Source organism: Streptomyces sp. NBC_01314 (genome assembly GCF_041435215.1).
Taxonomy (GTDB): Bacteria; Actinomycetota; Actinomycetes; order Streptomycetales; family Streptomycetaceae; genus Streptomyces.
Window position 1 is genome coordinate 6,785,829 of sequence record NZ_CP108394.1, and the last position, 20,318, is coordinate 6,806,146.

Sequence of the window (20,318 nt, forward strand, 5' to 3'; positions counted from 1 at the left end):
GACGGGATTCCGATGAAGATCACCCCGGCGGGGTCTGCCACACCGATGGACCGGCCCGCCGAGGCGACCTTCCCTTCCCCCGCCCACGTCAAGACTCGGGCTCTTCCTCCATCCACAGAGGAGCCGGGCCTGCTCAAGCGCCGCCCATTGCCGTGACCCGCACCGACCGGAGCAGCACCTGGCCGTTGCCGTACATCGTCGACGGCAGCGGATCAGCACGCTCGCGGCAGTACCGCCGACCCACCGCCCCAGAGGAGTCCTCCATGAGCATCACCAGCCGCCCCGAGGCCCAGGTCGGTGGCGGGACCGTGCGTGGCCGCAGTGAGGACGGCCTCGTCGTTTTCCGCGGCATACCCTTCGCCCAGCCACCAGTCGGCGAACAGCGTTTCGCGGCGCCCCAGCCCGTGCTGCCGTGGGACGGGGTGCGTGAGGCCGCTGCCTACGGGCCCCCGCCGCCACAGTCCTCCGCATTCGGGCTCATCCCGCCCTGGGAGGGCGGCGAGGATCACGAGTGGCTGACGGTGAACGTATGGTCCCCCGCCTACGGCAGTGCACCCGCGGCGGCCCTGCCGGTCATGGTGTGGATCTACGGCGGTGCCTTCCTGGCCGGGCATGCGGGTCAGCCCGACTACGACGGGGCTACGCTGGCCGCGCAGGGCGTGGTCGTCGTGACACTGAACTACCGCTTGGGCATGGAGGGTTTCGCGCAGATCGAGGGTGCGTCGGCCAACCGGGGGCTGCTCGACCAGGTCGCCGCGCTGGAATGGGTGCGGGACAACATCGCCGCGTTCGGCGGCGACCCGGACCGGGTGGCCGTCTTCGGCGAGTCCGCCGGGGCCGCCTCGATCGCCGCGCTGCTGGCCATGCCCCGGGCCGCCGGACTGTTCCGGCGGGCGATCACGCAGAGCGCGTCGAGCACCTTCTTCTCCCCGGAACTGGCCGACGACATCGCCGTCGCGTGCGCCGCCGAACTCGGGCTGCGGCCGACACTGGCCGATCTCTCCTCCGTCGATCCGACCGCGCTGGCCGCGGCGGGCGACGCGGTGGCCGCGAAGATGGCCCAGTACGAGGACCGCTGGGGGCCGGTGGCGCACACCGTGACTCCCTTCTCTCCGGTCGTCGACGGGGAGATCCTGCCGACCGACCCGTGGCAGGCGATCGCCGCCGGCTCGGCGCGCGACATCGACCTGGTCGTCGGTCACAACCGCGAGGAGTACCGGCTGTTCATCGCCCAGGCCGGACAGCTCGGCCGGATCACCGACGAACAGGCGACGGCTGTCCTGCGGGGTCTTGCACCGCGACCCGAGGTGGAGGCGGCATACCGGGCCCGCGGCTACGCGGCCGGTGAGCTGTACGAGCGGATCTACTCCGACTGGCTGTTCGACATGCCCAGCCTGCACCTGGCCGAAGCGCACGCCACCGCCGGCGGCCGGTCCTACCTCTACCGGCTGAACTGGTCGGCCCCGGCCTTCGGCGGCGCGTTCGGAGCCTGCCACGCGCTGGACATCGGACTGGTTTTCGGCAACCTGAGCGCAGGACTGAGCACCCTCTTGATCGGTGAGCAGCCACCCGCCGACGCGGTGGCCCTTTCCCAGTGGATGCGCTCCGCGTGGACGGCCTTCGCCACCACCGGCACCCCCGGCTGGCCCGAGTACGACACCGAACAGCGCCTCACCCAGCTCATCGACACCGAAGGCCGCGTCACGCCCTACCCGGCCGAAACCACCCGCCGTATCTGGGCGGACCACACCTTCAACGCCCTTCCGCTACGCCCGGCCTGACCATCCGCCGACGCGAGAGCGAGGCCTGGCCGCCTCCACACAATGCCCCGGACATGAGGCAGTTCACATGACCGCGGCTCATCCTTGTCGCCCTGAATTCCCGGACCGATCGACGGTCCCCTTCTCCCTACGGAGCTCTCCGTGTTCATCGCCTATGTCGTCCTCGCTGTCGTGCTGTCCCTGCTGCTGGTCTTCTCCGCCGTTCCCGACTTCACCCGGGACCCGAAGATCACAGAGGGGCTCAAGGCACTCGGGGTGCCCGACAACTGGTTCCTGCCGCTCGGCCTGGTCAAGATCGCGGGCGCTCTGGGGCTGCTGGCCGGCATCGTCTTCCGACCGTTGGGCATCGCGGCGGCGATCGGTGTCGTCCTGTACTTCCTGGGCGCCGTGATCACGCACCTCCGTGGAGGCGACAAGAAGGGAAGCGCCACCCCGGCCGCCATCATGCTCTTTGCCGTGGCGCCGCTGGTACTGGGGTTCGCGACGGTCTGATCGTGCTCCACGCTCGCGACCGGACCGGACCGGACCGGACCGGACCGGACCGGACCAGACCAGACCGGACCAGACCAGACCGGCTCACGATCACACGGCGCAGCCACTGCCAGGCCCGCCATCCCGGCATCGAGAGACGCGCCAGCGGCCGGTCTGCCGGACAGCCTCGTCGGACCGCACCCCGAACACGGGAGGGCGGACTGCCCGGAAGCACCCCGCAGACGAAGCCCCATCAGATCGGCGACCTCGGCTAGAAAGTGATCTACATCACTATTGTTGGGCTCCGCGCTCCCATTTCCAGCGTCCGTTCTCATCGCCCATTCTCCCGACCGGGATCTCTTGCCCGGCCTGTATAGGCTCATGCAGAGTTCTCGGTGTCTGAATATTCGGTGTCTGGTCGGGGCTGGAGGCTGCGGGTGATGTCCTCTCGGATCGTGGGCGAGTCGAACGCCCCCGCCGTGGCCGTGGCGGCGGCTCCGGCCGGTCTCGTCGTCCTCGACGGGTACGCCGTCGGTGTCGCCGACGTCGTACGGCTCGCCGACGGAACCGCGCGGCCAGTGCCCGGCAGTGAGGCGATGCGGCGGGTCGAGGAGTCCTGGGACGCGGCCCGGCAGATCGCGGCGACCGGACGTGTGTACGGCCGCTCCACCGGTGTCGGCGCCAACCGCAGTGAGGACGTACCCACCGAAGCCGCCGCCGAGCACGGTCTGCGGCTGCTGCGCAGCCACGCCGGAGCCATCGGGGAGGAACTGCCCGCCCGCCAGGTACGGGCCATGCTCGCCGTACGCGCCAACCAACTGCTCGCCGGCGGCGCCGGACTCCGGCCGAGCGTGGTCACGGCGCTCTGCGAGGCGCTGGCGAGCGGGGCGTACCCCGTGGTGAACGAGTTCGGGTCGGTCGGCACGGGCGACATCGCGGCGCTGGCCCAGATGGGGCTGGCGTTGGCGGGCGAGCACCCGTGGCGGGGGCCGGGAGCGGGGACAGGGGCGGGGTCGGGGTCGGGAGACGAGGCCGGGGTGCGGGTCGAGTCCGGCCTCGGTGCTCCCGAGGCGCAGCCGCTCGACAACAACGACGCCCTCGCACTGATCAGCAGCAACGCGCTCACGCTCGGACAGGCCGCACTCGCGCTGCACGAGCTGCGGGGGCTGATCGCCGCCACCCAGGTCGTCGCCGCGCTGTCGCTGCTCGCCGTGGACGGCTCGCACGAGCCGTACGCGGCGCCCGTGCACCTCGCGCGCCCCCACCGGGGGTCGAGCGAAGTGGCCCGGCGCATGCGGGAGTTGATCGGGGCGTCCGACCGGCCCACGCCCCCGCTGGGCCGGATCCAGGACCCGTACGGCTTCCGGTGTCTGCCGCAGATCCACGGGCCCGCGCTGGACGCGGCGGACGCGCTGCAGGGCGTCCTGGAGGTCGAGATCAACGCGGCGGCGGAGAATCCGCTGATCTGCCCCGAGGACATGGCCGCCTACCACCACGGCGGCTTCTACCAGGCACAACTCGCCCTCGCCCTGGACCACTTCAGACTCGCCGTGACACAGGTGGCCCGGCTGTCGACCTCCCGGCTCTCCTCGCTCAACGAGCCCGCGTACACCCGGCTGCGCCCCTTCCTGGCCGATCAGGAGCCCGCCTCGTCCGGCGTGATGATCCTGGAGTACGCCGCCGGGGCCGCCCTCGGTGACCTGCGGGCCTTCTCCGCGCCCGCGTCGCTCGGCCACGCTGTACTCTCCCGGGGCGTCGAGGAACAGGCCAGCTTCGCCTCACTCGCCGCACGGCAGACTTTGCGGGCGTGCAACGCGTACCGGCTCGTCGTCGGCTGCGAACTCGTCGCCGCGGTAAGGGCCTTGCGCCAGCGGGACCTGCGGCCGGATCCGGAACTGCCCGTCGGGCGGGCGCTGGAACTGGCCGAGACCGTGCTCGACACGGACCCGGCCGACCGGCCGCTGACGGCGGACGTGAACGCGGCGGCCGTACTGCTCGATCGGTTCACCGAGATCTGGACGGACGTCCAGGCGGACCCGCGGAGGGGGAGCGCGTCATGAGCGCGGACAAGGGCACGGGTGTGACGGACAGTCCCGCCGCGCGGCTGCAGGCGCTCTTCGAGGGCCACCGGCTGACACCCACGCAGCGGCGCATCGCCCACAGCATGGTGCGGCGGGCGGCCGACGTGGCGTTCCTGTCGAGCGTGGAGCTGGCGGAACTGGCCGGGGTCAGCCAGCCGTCCGTGACGCGCTTCGCGGTGGCGCTGGGCTTCGACGGCTACCCGGCGCTGCGCAGGCATCTGCGGGACGTCGCGCCCGCCGAGCCGGCCCTGGACACCACCGCGTACAACGAGTACCAGCAGGCCGTCGAGGCCGAGATCGAGAACCTGCGGCATCTGGCCGAGGTGCTCGCCGACCCCGGCCCGGTGGCACGGGCCGGGCGACTGCTCGCCGCCTCCCGCCCGCTGCCGGTGCTCGGACTGCGGGCCGCGGCCTCCCAGGCCTACGGCTTCGCCTACTTCGCCGCCAAGGTCCACCCCGACGTACGCCTGCTGCACGAGGGCGGCAGCATGCTCCACGACCGCGTCGACGCGGCCGTACGGGCCGGCGCGACCGCCCTGCTCTGCTTCGCGCTGCCCCGGCATCCGCGTGAGGTCGTCGAGACCCTGGCGTACGCGAAGGAGGCGGGGCTCTTCGTCGTCACCGTGGCCGACTCCGCGTTCGCTCCCGTCGCCAAGGTCTCCGACCTGCTGCTGCCCGCCGCCGTCGGCACCGGGCTCGCCTTCGACACCGCCTGCGCCCCGATGCTCCTGGGCCGGGTGCTCCTGGAGGCCATGTGCGACGACCTGCCGGAGGCACAGGCCCGGCTGGAGGAGTTCGACGCGAAGGCCGCGCAGCGGAGCCTGTTCGTGGAGTAGGCGGCCCTTTTGACCGGGTGGGGTTCCCGGTGCCCGGTTCCCGATTTCTCAGGCGCGTTTCACGTTCGCTGGCTATCGTGCCCGCGACTGTCGTACACCTGGGGATTACGGGAGGCGGGGAAGCGTGGCGCGCGGAGGGCAGGGGCTTGCTCGGGTGGCCGTCGTGGTGCGGGCCGGGGCGGCGCCGTTGTGGTGGCTGGGAGTGGTCGCGGCCGGGGTCGGCGTACTGCCGCCGGGGCTGACCGGGCGGCGGATCGGGGTGCTGGCCGGGGCGGTGCTGTTCATCGTCGCCGCCGGCGCGGTGGCGTGGGCGCGGCGCGGCCGGTATCTCGTACCGGCGCGCGCAGCCGTGCGCGCCGGGAAGCACGATGCCCTCCAGGACCGTGCCGTGACCCTCCGCAACTGGCGCCGGGGCCACCGATGGTGGCTGCTGCTCGGTTTCGCGGCCGCCCTGGGCTCGTCCTTCGCGCTTCCCGCGGCGGGCGGCATGCTCCTCGCCGGACTCGGCACCGGCCTCCGCCTCAAGGCGGCCTGGCTCGGCCGCCAGGAACTCACCACCGGCCGGCTCCTGTGGGCCCGTGTGGACTGGCTGTCCGGGCGGGGCGGCCGGCCGACGGGGAAGCGGGTGGCCGGGTACCGGGTCACCGGTCTCGGCGCGGGCGACGCGGCGCCCGGAGGCGGTCCGCGGAAGTAGGGCCGCTCGGCGGTCCTCTGCGGTGTGGGCTCGCGACCGATTCTCAGAGCTCAAAGGCTTTTCAGGCGGTACTCAAGGTCCGCTTGGCCAGTTCGTACGCCGGGAGCATCTCCTCGTGTTCCTGGGTGTCGAGGCCGCCGAGGTGGACGACGACGGGCCCGTCCGGGGTGACCGTCACGAAGGCACGCTCCTTCTTGGTCTCCTCCAGGGCCTCGCTGGTGTAGAGGTACTGGACCTCGGTGCCGGAGACGTCGGAGTCCGAGGAGAACGCGCTGTACTCGGCCTTGCTGGTGTTCCCCTCGGCCGCCACGAACTCCTTGAGGAGCGCCTCCGCGTCGCCGTCCTCCGCGCCCGCCGCGCCCGTCCAGACGCGGAGGAACCCGATGTTCCCGGCCGGCTTGGCGTCGATCTCGCACGCGGCGGTGAACGGGCCCTGGTGGAGCAGCCCCTCGGCCAGCTCCGCCGCGAGCTCGTCCTCCTCGGATCCGCTCCCGCCGTCGGGTGCCCCGGTCTCGACGGCCTCCGGCTCCCATTTCTCGGCGGTGTCGAAGGTGACCGGCAGTTCGCAGGCGGACCCGGCCGCGCCGACGCTGCCACCGCTCGTGGCGGCGTCCTCTGACGATTCCGACTCCGGTTCGGCCTCCGCCTTCGCCGACTTGGTGGCGCTCGCCGAGGGTTTCGCGTCGCCGTCCTCCGCCGACTCCGCGCACCCGGTCAGCACCCCGGCCAGCAGCGCCATCTGCGCCAGCACCGTCCCCCGTACCGCTCTTCCCACAGCCATCCTCTTCTCCTGGTTCAGGGCGGACACGGTAGCGGAGGGGGAGGGGTGGTGTTCGCACGGGTGTGCGGTGTGCGGTGTCCGTGTCGGTGCCTGGCCGGGCACGGGCCCCCGCCGGGGAATGTGCTCGGCGGCGCTCCCCGGGTGGGGTGCGCCGCCGGAGCCGCGGTGTCAGGTGGGTCAGACCTCCAACTCCGCCTCGATCCGCTTCAACTGGTGCCTGGCCATGGCCAGGTTGGCCCGCTTGGCGTCGAGGACCAGGTAGAGGAAGAGGCCGTTGCCGCCGCGGCCGGTGAGCAGGCGGATCAGGTGGTACGCGTCGGACAGGGTGATCAGGATGTCCTCGATCTCGCCCTTGAGGCCGAGGTGTTCCATGGTGCGCAGCTTGGCGCGGACGACGTCGGTGTTCCCGGCGGCGGCGACGGTGAGGTCGAACCCCTTGCTGCCGCCGATCGTGCCCAGTGCCATGCCGCTGGTGTAGTCGACCAGGGCGACGCCGGTCGCGCCCTCGATGGACGCGAGGGCCTCTTTCAGCGCGGTCTCGGTGTTGGCCATGATGTGCGGTGTCCTTTCAACTCTCATTGGTGGTAGGTGCGTTGGGAGTGGTTCGAGGAGCGGTTCGGGGGGTGGGGCGTGGGGTGGTGGCGCGGGGGGTCCGGCGGGGCATGGTCGACCTGACCGTGGCCTTGGCCGGTGTCTGGGCCGAGGCGGCGGTCGTGGCCGCGCTCGCGGTCTTCGCCACCGACCGGGCCGGGCTCCTGGCGGCCGACCGGGCGTTGGCCGCGGCCGTGTCGTCCGGCCGGGGCAGGGCGTCCATCAGCTCACCGATCCGGCCGCCGGCGCGGCGGCCCTCCAGGTGCAGCCGGCCCACGTTGACCCGGTCCTGGGCCAGCAGCGTCAGCACGGCGGAGGAGCCCGCCGCGTACGTCGCCACATAGCCGTGGTCGCCGCGCAGCAGCAGTTCGCGGAGTTCGCCCCGGCCGGCGGTGTCCGCCATCCGTACGGCGACGCCGAGCGCGGCGGCGGTGAGTGCCGCCAGGCCCTCCGGTTCCACGCCGGGGGTGTCGTGGGCGAGGACCAGCCCGTCCACACTGGCCGCGAGCACGCCGGTCAACTGGGGTACACGGGCCCTCAACCGGTGCAGTTCGTCGAGGACTTCGGCCTCCGCGGCCATGAGCAGTCTCCTCTCGGCGGGACGCTCCCGCTGCCGCTCAAAGGGCCTCCAGCGCATCCCTGAGCCTTTGCAGTAGAGCCACGTCGGGGTCTGTGGTGATGAGTGGCCAAGGTGGGGCGGGGGGTGTCACCTCGCCGCCCGCCGCGGGTCCGGCAGCCGCGTCGCGGTCCGGGTCGGCCGACGGGGGGTGGGCCGACGGGGGGTGGGGCGGATCGGCCGACGGGTCGTGGCCCGGGTGGGTGACAGGGGCGGGCCCCTGGCGTGCGGGTGGGACAGGGGCCGGGCCGGTCGGAATCGGTGGTGTTCTCGCCGGGCTGCGCCGGGTCGCGGATATGAGGCCCGCGGCCGTCAGCCGCCGTACGTCCACGAGGGTGTGGAAAGCCGGGCGCCCCAGGGTCAGGGAGATCTCGGCGGCCGTGCGGACGCCGTCCACCTGGCCGAGTACGGCTCCCTGGCGGGCCGGGACCGGCGGGCCGTCCAGGCCGCGGGCCCTGACCAGGGGGGCGTCGTCCGTCGCCGGGTCGGGCCAGATGCGGTGCAGCAGGTCGCGGCGGCGCCGGGCCTCACGCTCCACCGTGGCCACCGGCACCGGGCGGATCGGTCCCAGCCAGTGCGCGGCCCCGTAACGGAAGCTGGCCGGCGCGCTGCTCGGGCCGAGGACGAAGTACGCCGCGTCGAAGAGCGCCCCCGCGTGGCACAGCTCCAGCGCGCCCCGGGCGACCCGGCCGCTGTCCACGAGGAACCGCCCGACCCGCAGCCCGGCCCCGGCCGTGTCGACCGCTTCCCGCCAGCCGTCGGCGTCCAGCATGCCGCCGGTGGTGAGCAGCACGTCCAGGCCCGGTGACCGGGGGCTCTCGGCGTGCACGACCTCGCCCTCGGACAGATACAGCGAACCGCTCTCGCGCAGCAGTACGCCGGTGGCCCGCTCGGCGGCGAGCCGGCTCAGCATCGGGGAGACGGCCTGCCGGAAGTGCTCACCGCGCACGGGCAGCGGAGGCGCCGGTGTGGTGATCACGCTCATGCCAGCACCAGCCGTCCCGCCATCTCTCCGAGCCGGATCCGGGCCAGCGCGAGGTTGCCGTCCGAACGGGCCAGCCACAGATGCAGGAACACACTGCTGTCGAACGTCGTCCGCACGAACCGCAGCACGTGGTACGTGTCCCGGTTGCTGACGATCAGGTCCTCGACCGGCAGATCCGCCCCGGACCAGTCGGAACCCTCCTCCGGCGCGAACGCCCGGTGTTCCGCCGCGAGCCGCGCCAGTTCCGCCGCCTCCGCCGCGGTCGTCTCGTGGTCACCGCCGGGGGCCTCCCCGACCGTGCCCAGCGCCAGTCCGCTGGTCCAGTCGACCACCGCGGCGCCCAGGGCACCGGGCAGCCTCATGGCCTCCACCAGACACTCGTCGATTCCGGGCACCGTGGCTCCCCCTCCTGCCTGCGGTTCGGCTGAGTGACGCAGACGCTACGCAACGTGTGCGCGAGGGGTGAGCGATCTGGCATTTTCCAGCGGAACATGCGGACAGGCGACTAAGGTAGGTCGACTTGCCTGGTTTTCACCGCTGTTGAGACCCGGGAGGCACGCCGGTGCGCTGAGGTGGGCCTATGCGGCCGAACCGCATACCGGGCGCGGGCGAGGCGCCGGGCGTCAATCATTCTGGGGGGCGTGAGGGGCGCAGGTTGGGGAGCGGTTGCTCCTGCCGGGCGCCGCCAAGTCCTTCGGGGGCGTGGGGAACCGCGCGATCAGCGGCAGCCAACCCGCAGCAGCCCCACCACGGTTCCCGCCCGAACTCGAAGGCGACGGTCAGAGCCCCAGCAGCCCCGACCTCTCCACTCCCCCCGCCTCGGCCACGATCTCCTCCACGCTCTGCGCCCGCCGCACCACCGCGAACCGCGTTCCCCGCTCCCCGGGCGCGTACCCGTAGATCCCGGGCCGCGGCAGGGAGTTGTACGCGTAGTGGTGCGCGAAGTAGTACGCCCCGGTGTCCAGCGCGGCGGCATGATCACCCGGCTCCAGAAGCGGCAGCGCCCGCCCCTGCGCCAGCAGGTCCCCCGCGAAACAGGCGGGCCCCGCCACGTCCTGCACCACCACGGGCCCGCTCTTCACCCGGCCCTTCCCGTCGTACGCCGCGATCCGCAACGGCCACGCCCCCGGCACGTACACCGTCCGCGTCGCCACCTGCACCCCGGCATGGGTGACCGCGATGGCCCGCCCGCCCGCGCTCTTCGTGTACTCCACGCGGGCGACGATCGTCCCGTGCTTCGCGAGCAGCGACCTCCCGAACTCGGTCACCAGCCCGTACCGCCCGTCGAACAGCCCCGGCACCGCCTCCGCCAGCAGCCGTGCGTACTGCTCGTACGTCGGTGTCGCCGCCTCCGAGGCGAAGTTCACCGGCAGCCCGCCACCGATGTCGATCGTGTCGATCTGCCGCCGCCCGATCCGCCGGTTGATCTCCTCCGCCAGCTCGTACGTCTCGGTGATCCCCCGTGTCATCAGCGACAGCGGCATCCCCTGCGACCCGGTGTGCGCGTGCAGCCGGCTCAGCCAGGGGCGGTCCAGATACGCCCGTACGACCCACTCCCGGGCGCCCTCGTCGCGGAGCGCCACCCCGAACTTCGACGTGGCCGTCGCCGTGGACAGCGCGTCGATCGCGCCGGCGCCGACCTGCGGGTTCACCCGGATGCCGAGAGGGGAGCGGGTGGTGGCCGACCGGACGAGCGCGTCGACGCGGTCCAGCTCCTGCGGATTGTCCGCGTTGACCGCGATGCCCAGCGCCAGCGCCTCCCGCAGCTCGGCCAAGGTCTTGGCGGGAGAGTCCAGCACGGTGTGCTTCGGCGACACCCCGGCCGCCCGCGCCAGGGCCAGCTCCCCGGCGCTCGCCACCTCCGCGCCGATCCCCGCCTCGCGCAGCAGCCGCAGGACGGGCACGAGCGGCGTCGCCTTCACCGCGAACGCGTGCAGCACGGGTGTCCCGGGCGCCGTCACCGCGTCGAACGCCCTTCGCAGCGCCCCCGCCGAGGCCCGGATCCCGGTCACGTCGAGGAGCGCGACGACCGGGGTGCCGGGGCCGAGCAGTCCCTGCTCCACCGCCGCCCGCACGGCCTCGTCCCGCCGGGTGGCCCGCTCACCGTCGGTGTCGAACAGCCGCAGCGTGCGCTCGCTGTCCTCCTCGTCCTGCGGGTGGGCCCGGCCCCCGGCCGGACCGTCTCCCACGGTCCCGTTCGTCACGTCTCCCTCTCTTCCCCCGCTGTCGCGCAGTCGTCCGAGCCCATGGGGCCACTGTGTCCAGCCAAACATCCACGGCGTGCGGTCGCTGGCCCTACCGCCGTATTGACTAGTTCTATTCATCAAGTCAGGATGTGAATAGTTGCTGTAAAACGAGGAGGCAGACCGTGTCAGGACCCCGCCCCGTTCGAGCGCCGCGCGGTACGGAACTCAGCACCCTGGGCTGGCAGCAGGAAGCCGCCCTGCGCATGCTGCAGAACAACCTCGACCCCGAGGTCGCCGAGCACCCCGACAAGCTCGTCGTCTACGGCGGCACGGGCAAGGCCGCCCGTGACTGGCGCTCCTTCGACGCCATGGTCCGCACCCTGCGGACCCTCAAGCAGGACGAGACCATGCTCGTCCAGTCGGGCCGCCCCGTCGGTGTCATGCAGACCCACGAGTGGGCACCCCGCGTCCTCATCGCCAACTCCAACCTCGTCGGCGACTGGGCCAACTGGGAGGAGTTCCGCCGGCTGGAACAGCTCGGGCTGACCATGTACGGCCAGATGACCGCCGGCTCCTGGATCTACATCGGCACCCAGGGCATCCTCCAGGGCACCTACGAGACCTTCGCCGCCGTGGCCGCCAAGAAGTTCGACGGCACCCTCGCCGGGACGATCACCCTCACCGCCGGTCTCGGCGGCATGGGCGGCGCCCAGCCCCTCGCCGTGACCATGAACGACGGCGTCGCGATCTGCATCGACTGCGACCCGCGCGCGATCGAGCGTCGTATCGAACACCGCTACCTCGACGTGAAGGCCGACTCGCTCGACCACGCCCTCCAGCTGGCTGTGGAGGCGCGCGACGCCCGCCGCCCCCTCTCCATCGGGGTCCTCGGCAACGCGGCCGACCTCGTCCCCCAGCTCCTCGCGATGGGCGCCCCCATCGACATCGTCACCGACCAGACCTCCGCCCACGATCCGCTGGCGTATCTGCCGGTGGGCGTGGACTTCGACGACATGGCGTCGTACGCGGCGAAGGACCCGGCCGGGTTCACCACCCGCGCGCGTGAGTCGATGGCCCGGCACGTCGAGGCCATGGTCGGGTTCCTGGACGCCGGTACCGAGGTCTTCGACTACGGCAACTCCATCCGCGGCGAGGCCCAGCTCGCCGGGTACGAGCGGGCGTTCGCCTTCCCCGGCTTCGTCCCCGCCTACATCCGGCCGCTGTTCTGCGAGGGCAAGGGCCCCTTCCGGTGGGCGGCCCTCTCCGGCGATCCCGCCGACATCGCCAAGACCGACAAGGCGATCCTCGACCTCTTCCCCGAGAACGAGTCCCTCCACCGCTGGATCAAGATGGCCGGGGAACGCGTCCACTTCCAGGGCCTGCCCGCGCGCATCTGCTGGCTCGGCTACGGCGAGCGGGACAAGGCCGGCGAGCGGTTCAACGACATGGTGGCGAGCGGGGAGCTGGCGGCCCCGTTGGTGATCGGCCGCGACCACCTGGACGCCGGTTCCGTCGCCTCCCCCTACCGTGAGACCGAGGCCATGCTCGACGGCTCCGACGCGATCGCCGACTGGCCGCTGCTGAACGCGATGGTCAACGTGGCGTCCGGGGCGTCCTGGGTGTCCCTGCACCACGGTGGTGGCGTGGGCATGGGCCGGTCGATCCACGCCGGTCAGGTGACCGTGGCGGACGGCACGAAGCTCGGCGGGGAGAAGCTCCGGCGTGTACTGACCAACGACCCCGGGATGGGTGTGATCCGGCACGTCGACGCCGGCTACGACATCGCGGAGTCCGTCGCCGACGACCGGGGCGTACGGGTGCCGATGCGCGAGGGCGGCGACGCGTGACCCGGACCCGGCCCGTGGTGGGTGGTGGCGGCGCGGGGCCCGTCTCCGGCGGTGCCTCCTTCCACGAGATGTGGCGGGAGCTCGAGCCCATCGGGCGGCACCCCGACTCCGGTGGATACCGCCGGTTCGCCTGGACCGCCGCCGACGCGGACTGCCGGGCCTGGTTCGAGGAGCAGGCCAGGGACCGGGGGCTGGGCTACGAGGTCGACCGGAACGGCAACCAGTGGGCCTGGCTCGGGAATCCGGCCGCCGGGGACGCCGTGGTCACCGGATCGCATCTCGACTCCGTGCCCGACGGCGGCGCCTTCGACGGGCCCCTCGGTGTCGTGTCGTCCTTCGCCGCGCTCGACGAACTGCGGGCCCGGGAAGCGCGGTTCGACAAGCCGTTGGGGATCGTGAACTTCGGTGATGAGGAAGGCGCGCGGTTCGGGCTGGCCTGCGTGGGGTCACGGCTGGCCGCCGGGCAGCTGACAGTCGAGCAGGCGGGTCGGCTGACCGACGGCGACGGGGTCACGTTGCCCCGGGCGATGGAGGCCGCCGGGTACGACCCGGAGGGCATCGGGCCCGATCCGGAACGGCTCGCGCGGATCGGGGCGTTCGTCGAGCTGCATGTCGAGCAGGGACGGGCCCTGGACCTGTCCCGGAACGCCGTCGGGATCGCCAGCGCCATCTGGCCGCACGGGCGGTGGCGGTTCGACTTCCGGGGCGAGGCGAACCACGCCGGGACGACCCGGCTCGTCGACCGCCGTGACCCCATGCTGTCCTACGCGGAGACCGTGCTGGCGGCCCGGCGCGAGGCGCGGCTCGCCGGAGCGGTGGCCACCTTCGGCAAGATCTCCGTCGAGCCGAACGGCGTCAACGCCATCCCCTCCCTCGTGCGCGGCTGGCTCGACTCCCGAGCCGAGGACCAGGCGACCCTGGACACGGTCGTCGGCGCGATCGAGGAGGCGGCCCGTGACTTCGCCCAGGAGCACGGCATCGCACTCGACGTCGTCCGGGAGTCCTTCACCCCCGTCGTCGAGTTCGAGCACGCGCTGCGGGACGAGATCGCCCGCATCCTGGGCCGGGACACGGCGGGTCTGAAGGTGCCGGTGCTCGGGACCGGCGCCGGACACGACGCCGGCATCCTCTCCGGGACCGTCCCGACCGCCATGCTGTTCGTGCGCAACCCGACAGGCGTCTCGCACTCCCCGGCCGAGCACGCCGCCGAGGACGACTGCCTGGCCGGGGTGACCGCGCTCGCCGACGTACTGGAAGGGCTGGCCCGCAGGTGACGGAGACGACCTACTGGCTCGAACACGCCTGGTTCGGCACCCATGTGGAGCCGGGTGTGACCCTGACCGTGGCCGCGGAGGGCACCCCCCGAGCGGGCCGCATCACCGCCGTGCGCATCGAGACGCCCACCCCACCCCCGGGCGCGGTCGTCCTGCGCGGCCTCACCCTGCCCGGCCTCGCCAACGCCCACAGCCACGCCTTCCACCGCGCCCTGCGCGGCACCGTCCAGGTCGGCTCGGGCACCTTCTGGACCTGGCGCGAGGTCATGTACCGGGTGGCGGACCGGCTGACCCCGGACACGTACCACGCCCTCGCGCGGGCCGTGTACGCGGAGATGGCACTGGCCGGGATCACGGCGGTGGGCGAGTTCCACTACGTGCACCATGCCCCCGGCGGCACCCCCTACGCCGATCCGAACGCCATGGGGGAGGCGCTCATCGAGGCCGCCGCCGAGGCAGGCATCCGGATCACCCTCCTCGACACGGTCTACCTCTCCGCCGGCTTCGGCAAGGCGCCCGACCACCACCAGCTCCGCTTCTCCGACGACACGGCGGAGGCCTGGGCGGAACGCTGTTCAGTTCTCAAGGACCGGGATCACGCGCGGATCGGTGCGGCCGTCCACTCCGTACGGGCCGTGCCGGCCGGACAGTTGGCGACCGTGGCGAGGTGGGCCGAGGAGCGGCGGGCCCCGCTGCATGTGCACCTGTCGGAGCAGACGGCGGAGAACGACGCCTGCCACGAGGCACACGGCCGCACCCCCGCCCGGCTCCTCGCCGACCACGGTGTCCTGGGCCCCCGCACGACCGGCGTCCACAACACCCACCTCACCGACGAGGACATCGCCCTGATCGGCGGCAGCGGCACCGGCACCTGCATGTGCCCCACGACCGAACGGGACCTCGCGGACGGCATCGGACCGGCTGTCGCCCTGCAACGGGCGGGCTCCCCGCTCTCCCTCGGCTCCGACAGCCACGCCGTCATCGACCTGCTCGAAGAGGCGCGCGCGATGGAGCTGAACGAGCGGCTGCGCACCCGTACGCGCGGTCACTGGACGGCGGTGGCCCTCCTGCGGGCGGCCTCGGCCGACGGCCACGCGGCGATCGGCTGGGACGACGCCGGTGCCCTGGAGACGGGCGCGCTCGCCGACTTCACCACGATCGCGCTCGACTCGGTCAGGACAGCGGGGCCGCTTCCACGGCTCGGCGCGGAGACGGCGGTATTCGCCGCGTCGGCAGCGGACGTGTCGCACACGGTCGTGGGAGGTCGGCACGTCGTACGGGACGGGGCGCACGCGCTCGTACCGGATGTGCCGAAAGCCCTCGCGGACGCCGTCGAAGCACTGCGCGGATGACCCCCGTCCGCCCGCCCACACCGCCGGCCCCCGATCCGGCAGCATCCCCCGACCCCGACCCCACCGCCGACCAGGCCACCAAGGACGCCATGAGCAGCCCGACGACCGTCAGCCCCGCCGACTCAGCGAGCACCGCGAGCACACTCATCACCAACATCGCTGCCCTGGTCACCAACGACCCCTCCCTCGGCGACAGATCCCCCCTCGGACTGATCCAGGACGCGGCCGTCGTCATCGACGGTGAACGCATCGCGTGGACCGGTGATCAAAGAAAAGCACCCGCCACTGACAATCGGGTCGACGCCGGTGGGCGGGCGGTGATCCCGGGCTTCGTGGACTCCCACTCCCACCTCGTCTTCGCAGGCGACCGGACCGCCGAGTTCAACGCCCGCATGTCCGGCCGGGCCTACAGCGCGGGCGGCATCCGCACGACCGTCGCCGCCACCCGCGCCGCCACCGACGGAGAACTGGAGGCCAACCTCACCCGTTACCTCCGCGAGGCACTCCGCCAGGGCACCACCACCTTCGAGACGAAGTCCGGCTACGGCCTGACCGTCGAGGACGAGGCGCGGGCGCTGCGCATCGCCGCCGCCCACACCGACGAGGTCACCTACCTCGGCGCCCACATCGTGTCCCCCGACCACGCCGAGGACCCCGCCGCCTACGTCGCCCTCGTCACCGGCGAGATGCTCGACGCCTGCGCCCCGTACGCCCGTTGGATCGACGTCTTCTGCGAGAAGGGCGCCTTCGACGGCGACCAGGCCCGCGCGATCCTCACGGCGGGCAGGGCCAAGGGCCTGCACCCGCGCATCCACGCCAACCAGCTCTCGTACGGCCCCGGCGTCCGGCTGGCCGTGGAACTGGACGCGGCGAGCGCGGACCACTGCACGCACCTCACCGACGCCGACGTGGACGCCCTCGCGAACAGCCGGACGGTCGCCACCCTGCTTCCCGGCGCCGAGTTCTCCACCCGCGCCCAGTGGCCGGACGCCCGCCGTCTCCTGGACGCGGGCGTCACCGTGGCCCTCTCGACGGACTGCAACCCGGGGTCGTCGTTCACGTCGTCCGTTCCCTTCTGCGTCGCGCTCGCCGTACGGGACATGGGGATGACGCCGGACGAGGCGGTCTGGTCGGCCACGGCGGGGGGCGCGCGGGCGCTTCGCCGCGACGACGTCGGCCGGCTCACGCCGGGCGCGTACGCCGATCTCGCGCTGCTGGACGCGCCCAGCCACGTCCACCTCGCCTACCGGCCGGGAGTACCCCTGGTCACGGGCGTGTGGCGCAGGGGCGTTCGGGTGGTCTGACCGGCCTCAGGTGTGGGCGGGTCCGGCCCCCGCCCGCCATCGTTGGCCGTCGCGCCCCGACACCTCGGTGAGGGCGACGGAGCCGAGCGCGTCCGGGGTCACGGCGTGCCCCGGCGCGATCGCCGGACGGATCACTCCCCGGGAGTCGACCTCGAACCTGAGGTTGTCGCCTTTGTCCCCGTCGAGCGAGTCGCACTCCCAGACGCCCACACCGTGGTCGGTCGCGCCCCTGCTGTCGAGGCACAGGTCGGGGTCGGCGAACGACTGGAGGGCGTTCCGCTCGGAGTCGAGGCGCCAGCGCTGGGTGGAGCGGGAGGAGCAGGTGGCCGTGACGACGTCGGTGCCCTTCGCCAGCTCACCCCGGATGTCCAGGCACAACCCCGAGGCGATGTTCACGACCTGGGCGTAGGCACCGTTCAGCGGCGGCCCGTACGGCAACGACGGCGTCGGCGGGCCGGACTTCGACGGACTCGGATTCGGGCTCGTCGTCGGCTTCTCCTTCTCCGGGGGCTTCGAGGGTCTCGCGGTGGCCGAAGGGGTCGGGGACGGCGTCGGGCTCGCCGGGACCGTCGGGGTCACAGCGCCCGCAGGTGGAGTCGCGGGCGTAGCGACGGAATCCGCCGCGTCGTCGGACGACGAGCCGACCGTGCCCGAGAACACCAGGAACGCCAGCAGCGGCGCCAGCGCCACTCCGAGGGCCATCGAGGTCAGCACGATCCGACGGGACGACGACCAACCGCCCTTCGCCGCCCCCGCCTCGGCCCCTGCCTCAGCCCCGGCACCGCTGTCAGCCCCTGCCGCCCAGGCTCCGGCCGCTGTCCCTGCTCCGTCCGTGTTCCCGGCCGCGGCTGCCATGTCGGCCTCAGTACCGGTCGCCGCACCGGCCTGTGCGGCGGCGCCGGTCCCTGCCCACGCCTCTGCCCCGGCCCACGCACCGCTCTGGGCCTCCGCCCCCACCCCGTCCACCGCGCGATCCCCGCCACCGGCGTCGGAACCGAAGCCGATGCCGGCGTCGGAACCGAAGCCGAAGCCCGGACCGGATCCGGTGCCCGAGCCGACGCCGAGGCCGGATTCCGGCCACACCTCCGCCGCAGCGGCGGCCGCAGCCGCCGCTCCCGCCCGACCGCCCGCTCCGGAGCCTGCCCCGGCCCCCGTTCCCGTCCTGTTCCCCGTTCCCGTCCCGGCCTCCGGCTCCGCGAAATCCTCCGCGGCCTCCACTCCGGCGCCCGGCCAACCCTCGCCACGCGCGCCCGCACCGCTCCGCGCGCCCGCACCACCCCGCACCCCGCTCCGCGTATACGCCGTACCACCCCAAGGCAGCAGCCCCTCCGCGAGCGTCGCGCGCGGGCTGTCGCGCAGGGCGCACAGCTCCTCGTACGCGCCGGCGCAGTACGCGCAGTACTCCATGTGAGCGTGCAGGTCGGGGCTGTGGCGGGGGGTGTCCGGCCGTACGGACTCCTCGATCAGCCGGCGGAAGTCCTGGCAGCGCGGGTCGTCGGAGGCGGCGAGGCGCACTTGGAGACAGGCCTGGCGCAGGGCTTGGAGTGCGGACTCCCGCTTGTACGTCACGTCGTCGGGGGTGAGGCCGAGCAGTACAGCCGTACGGTCGTCCGGTTCCCGCTCCACGACGCCGTACCAGATGAGGCCCTGGGGGCGGGGCGGCAGGAGCTGGAACGCCGCGAGCAGCGGTGGGACGGGGCCGTCGGGGCCCGCCGCGTCCAGCACGGGGCGCAGGGCGGGGGCGAGGCCGGTCGTGTGTTCGTCCGTGGTCCAGGTGGCGGCCACCCGGACGGTCAGCAGGAGCAGTTGGTGGCGCCAGGGGACGGCCGGCTCGGTGCCGCGCGCGGTCTCCCGGGTGGCGATCGTGAACGCCTGCGTCGCCAGCTCCCGTGCCGAGGACTCGCTCGCGGCGCACAGCCGGGCGTAGGCGAGGACCGGCAGGTGGTGGCGATCGCGCAGCTCGCGCAGGGCCGTGTACGCGGTCGGCGAGTCGGTGCGCAACAGCGCGGTGAGCCGCGCGTCGGACGCGGCCGCGTGCCGGTGCTCGGACCCGTCGTCGGGGCGTGCGCCCGGCGCGTCGGTGTCCTGCTGGTTCTCATGGCTGTCTTCGTCGCCGGGGCGCTCGTCCCGAGCCCGAGTCATCCTCGTGCCTCCTCGCACCCCCGTGTCCGCCAGTCGGCTTCTGGGACACCGAACAGTCTGGCGCGTGACCATAGTGACGGAAGGTGAACCGGAGGGAAGGGGTTTCTTGCGGTAAGGGGGTGTGACAAAGAGCAGGCCGGGAACAGTTCGGCCGGGTACGGGAGGAGTGTCGCAACTCCTGCCGCACCCGGCCGCCTTCTGTCACGGTCGACGGCGCCGTCACCGATGGCTCGGCGCCGGCCCGCACTCACTCCTCCAGCGTCAGCCCCTTGCGCAGCCGCACCAGCGTGCGGGACAGCAGCCGGGAGACGTGCATCTGGGAGATGCCCAGTTCGTCCCCGATCTCGGACTGCGTCATATTGGCCACGAACCGCAGGGACAGGATCTGCCGGTCGCGCGGCGGCAGCCCGGCGATCAGCGGCTTCAGGGACTCGACGTACTCGATGCCTTCGAGCCCATGGTCCTCATAGCCGATCCGGTCCGCCAGCGCGCCCTCGGAGTCGTCCTCCTCGGGCTGGGCGTCCAGCGACGACGCGGTGTACGCGTTCGACGCCGCCATGCCCTCGACGACCTCGTCGTTCGTCAGCCCGAGGCGCTCCGCCAGCTCTCCCACCGTAGGAGCGCGATCGAGCCTCTGGGCCAGCTCGTCACCGGCCTTGGCCAGGTCGAGCCGGAGTTCCTGAAGTCTGCGCGGTACACGCACGGACCAGCTCGTGTCGCGGAAGAAACGCTTGATCTCGCCGACGATGGTCGGCATGGCGAAAGTGGGGAACTCGACGCCCCGGCTCAGTTCGAAGCGGTCGATCGCCTTGATCAGCCCGATCGTGCCGACCTGGATGATGTCCTCCATGGGTTCGCTGCGCGAGCGGAACCGGGAGGCGGCGAACTTCACCAGAGCCAGATTGAGTTCGACCAGGGTGTTGCGGACGTACGAGTACTCGTACGTGCCTTCCTCGAGGGACTCCAGCCGCTCGAAGAGGGTCTTGGACAGCGCCCGTGCGTCCACCGGCCCCACCTCGTCGAACGGGGGGATCTCCGGCAGGTCGGCGAGTCCGTCGCCCGGATCGTGGGCGACTTCGTCCTGCGTCTCTTCCGGGGCGGATGCCGACGTCGCCCTCTGGGTATGCGATGCGTCGAGCCGGGGTGACATGATGTCCTCCATCGTTCTCGGCATATGGCCGCCGATGCCAATACGTGCACTGCGGTGTGCGGCGCCTCCAAAGCCGGCCGTGTCGATTGGTGTCACTACTAGCCCTACCCGGTTTCGCGACGTCGTCGCAAGTGCGTCCTGTGCCGAAATATCCCTTTTCGAGGGATTGTTCAGGTGTCGGGGATTGTGGAGAAGGCGTAGTGTTCGAGGGCGAGTCAGCAGTCACG

General features: G+C 72.5%; 18 protein-coding genes. 9 read left to right on the forward strand and 9 right to left on the reverse strand.

From position 1 onward, the window contains the following. Positions 1-133 precede the first annotated feature (133 nt). The gene (locus OG622_RS30095; protein ID WP_371579758.1) at positions 134-265 is read right to left on the reverse strand and encodes a hypothetical protein; all 132 of its coding nucleotides are present in this window, start codon (positions 263-265) and stop codon (positions 134-136) included. On the opposite strand from OG622_RS30095, the gene OG622_RS30100 reads away from it, so the two are divergent. The 5 genes from OG622_RS30100 to OG622_RS30120 all read left to right on the forward strand — a co-directional run bounded on the left by OG622_RS30100 (position 264) and on the right by OG622_RS30120 (position 5,863). After that, entirely contained in the window at positions 264-1,781 is a 1,518-nt protein-coding gene (locus tag OG622_RS30100; RefSeq protein ID WP_371579759.1) for a carboxylesterase/lipase family protein, read from the forward strand. The two genes, OG622_RS30095 and OG622_RS30100, sit on opposite strands and share 2 nt — an antisense overlap. A gap of 141 nt (positions 1,782-1,922) precedes the next feature. Next, complete coding sequence (locus tag OG622_RS30105; RefSeq protein ID WP_371579760.1) at positions 1,923-2,273, forward strand: DoxX family protein; 351 nt, start codon at positions 1,923-1,925, stop codon at positions 2,271-2,273. A gap of 419 nt (positions 2,274-2,692) precedes the next feature. Beyond that, positions 2,693-4,312 (forward strand): aromatic amino acid ammonia-lyase, encoded by a 1,620-nt coding sequence (locus OG622_RS30110; RefSeq protein ID WP_371579761.1) that lies wholly within the window; start codon positions 2,693-2,695, stop codon positions 4,310-4,312. After that, positions 4,309-5,169, forward strand: coding sequence for a MurR/RpiR family transcriptional regulator (locus tag OG622_RS30115; protein WP_371579762.1), 861 nt, complete (start codon positions 4,309-4,311; stop codon positions 5,167-5,169). The genes OG622_RS30110 and OG622_RS30115 overlap by 4 nt, the downstream gene beginning before the upstream one ends. A gap of 124 nt (positions 5,170-5,293) precedes the next feature. Then, complete coding sequence (locus OG622_RS30120; RefSeq protein WP_371579763.1) at positions 5,294-5,863, forward strand: hypothetical protein; 570 nt, start codon at positions 5,294-5,296, stop codon at positions 5,861-5,863. A 61-nt stretch (positions 5,864-5,924) separates the two neighbouring features. Here OG622_RS30120 and OG622_RS30125 read toward each other — a convergent pair whose 3' ends face one another. From OG622_RS30125 to OG622_RS30150, 6 genes are all read right to left on the reverse strand, one after another. After that, positions 5,925-6,644, reverse strand: coding sequence for a lipoprotein (locus OG622_RS30125; RefSeq protein WP_371579764.1), 720 nt, complete (start codon positions 6,642-6,644; stop codon positions 5,925-5,927). 177 nt (positions 6,645-6,821) lie between these two features. Continuing rightward, the gene (locus tag OG622_RS30130) at positions 6,822-7,196 is read right to left on the reverse strand and encodes a hypothetical protein (RefSeq protein WP_046709337.1); all 375 of its coding nucleotides are present in this window, start codon (positions 7,194-7,196) and stop codon (positions 6,822-6,824) included. A 16-nt stretch (positions 7,197-7,212) separates the two neighbouring features. Further along, a complete protein-coding gene (locus OG622_RS30135; protein WP_371579765.1) occupies positions 7,213-7,815 on the reverse strand; it encodes a roadblock/LC7 domain-containing protein in 603 nt (200 codons plus the stop codon). 37 nt (positions 7,816-7,852) lie between these two features. Beyond that, complete coding sequence (locus tag OG622_RS30140) at positions 7,853-8,836, reverse strand: hypothetical protein (protein WP_371579766.1); 984 nt, start codon at positions 8,834-8,836, stop codon at positions 7,853-7,855. Continuing rightward, the gene (locus OG622_RS30145) at positions 8,833-9,231 is read right to left on the reverse strand and encodes a hypothetical protein (RefSeq protein WP_037692967.1); all 399 of its coding nucleotides are present in this window, start codon (positions 9,229-9,231) and stop codon (positions 8,833-8,835) included. The genes OG622_RS30140 and OG622_RS30145 overlap by 4 nt, the downstream gene beginning before the upstream one ends. A 384-nt stretch (positions 9,232-9,615) precedes the next feature. Beyond that, a complete protein-coding gene (locus tag OG622_RS30150) occupies positions 9,616-10,962 on the reverse strand; it encodes a diaminopimelate decarboxylase (protein WP_371584266.1) in 1,347 nt (448 codons plus the stop codon). A 242-nt stretch (positions 10,963-11,204) separates the two neighbouring features. Between OG622_RS30150 and hutU the strand changes: the two genes are divergently transcribed. From hutU to hutI, 4 genes are all read left to right on the forward strand, one after another. Next, the gene (gene hutU / locus OG622_RS30155; RefSeq protein ID WP_371579767.1) at positions 11,205-12,869 is read left to right on the forward strand and encodes a urocanate hydratase; all 1,665 of its coding nucleotides are present in this window, start codon (positions 11,205-11,207) and stop codon (positions 12,867-12,869) included. A 68-nt stretch (positions 12,870-12,937) separates the two neighbouring features. After that, a complete protein-coding gene (locus tag OG622_RS30160) occupies positions 12,938-14,143 on the forward strand; it encodes an allantoate amidohydrolase (RefSeq protein WP_371584267.1) in 1,206 nt (401 codons plus the stop codon). Further along, a complete protein-coding gene (locus OG622_RS30165) occupies positions 14,140-15,495 on the forward strand; it encodes a formimidoylglutamate deiminase (protein WP_371579768.1) in 1,356 nt (451 codons plus the stop codon). The genes OG622_RS30160 and OG622_RS30165 overlap by 4 nt, the downstream gene beginning before the upstream one ends. Next, positions 15,492-16,799 carry an imidazolonepropionase gene (gene hutI / locus OG622_RS30170; protein ID WP_371579769.1) on the forward strand — a complete coding sequence of 436 codons (1,308 nt, stop codon included), beginning with the start codon at positions 15,492-15,494 and terminating at the stop codon, positions 16,797-16,799. Before OG622_RS30165 ends, hutI begins: the two co-directional genes overlap by 4 nt. 6 nt (positions 16,800-16,805) lie before the next feature. On the opposite strand, the gene OG622_RS30175 is transcribed toward hutI, so the two are convergent. Both OG622_RS30175 and OG622_RS30180 read right to left on the reverse strand, forming a co-directional pair. Beyond that, on the reverse strand, positions 16,806-18,941 hold the full coding sequence (locus tag OG622_RS30175; protein ID WP_371579770.1) for a ricin-type beta-trefoil lectin domain protein: 2,136 nt from the start codon (positions 18,939-18,941) through the stop codon (positions 16,806-16,808). Between the two features lie 247 nt (positions 18,942-19,188). Further along, positions 19,189-20,103 (reverse strand): RNA polymerase sigma factor SigF, encoded by a 915-nt coding sequence (locus OG622_RS30180; protein WP_371579771.1) that lies wholly within the window; start codon positions 20,101-20,103, stop codon positions 19,189-19,191. Positions 20,104-20,318: the final 215 nt, after the last annotated feature.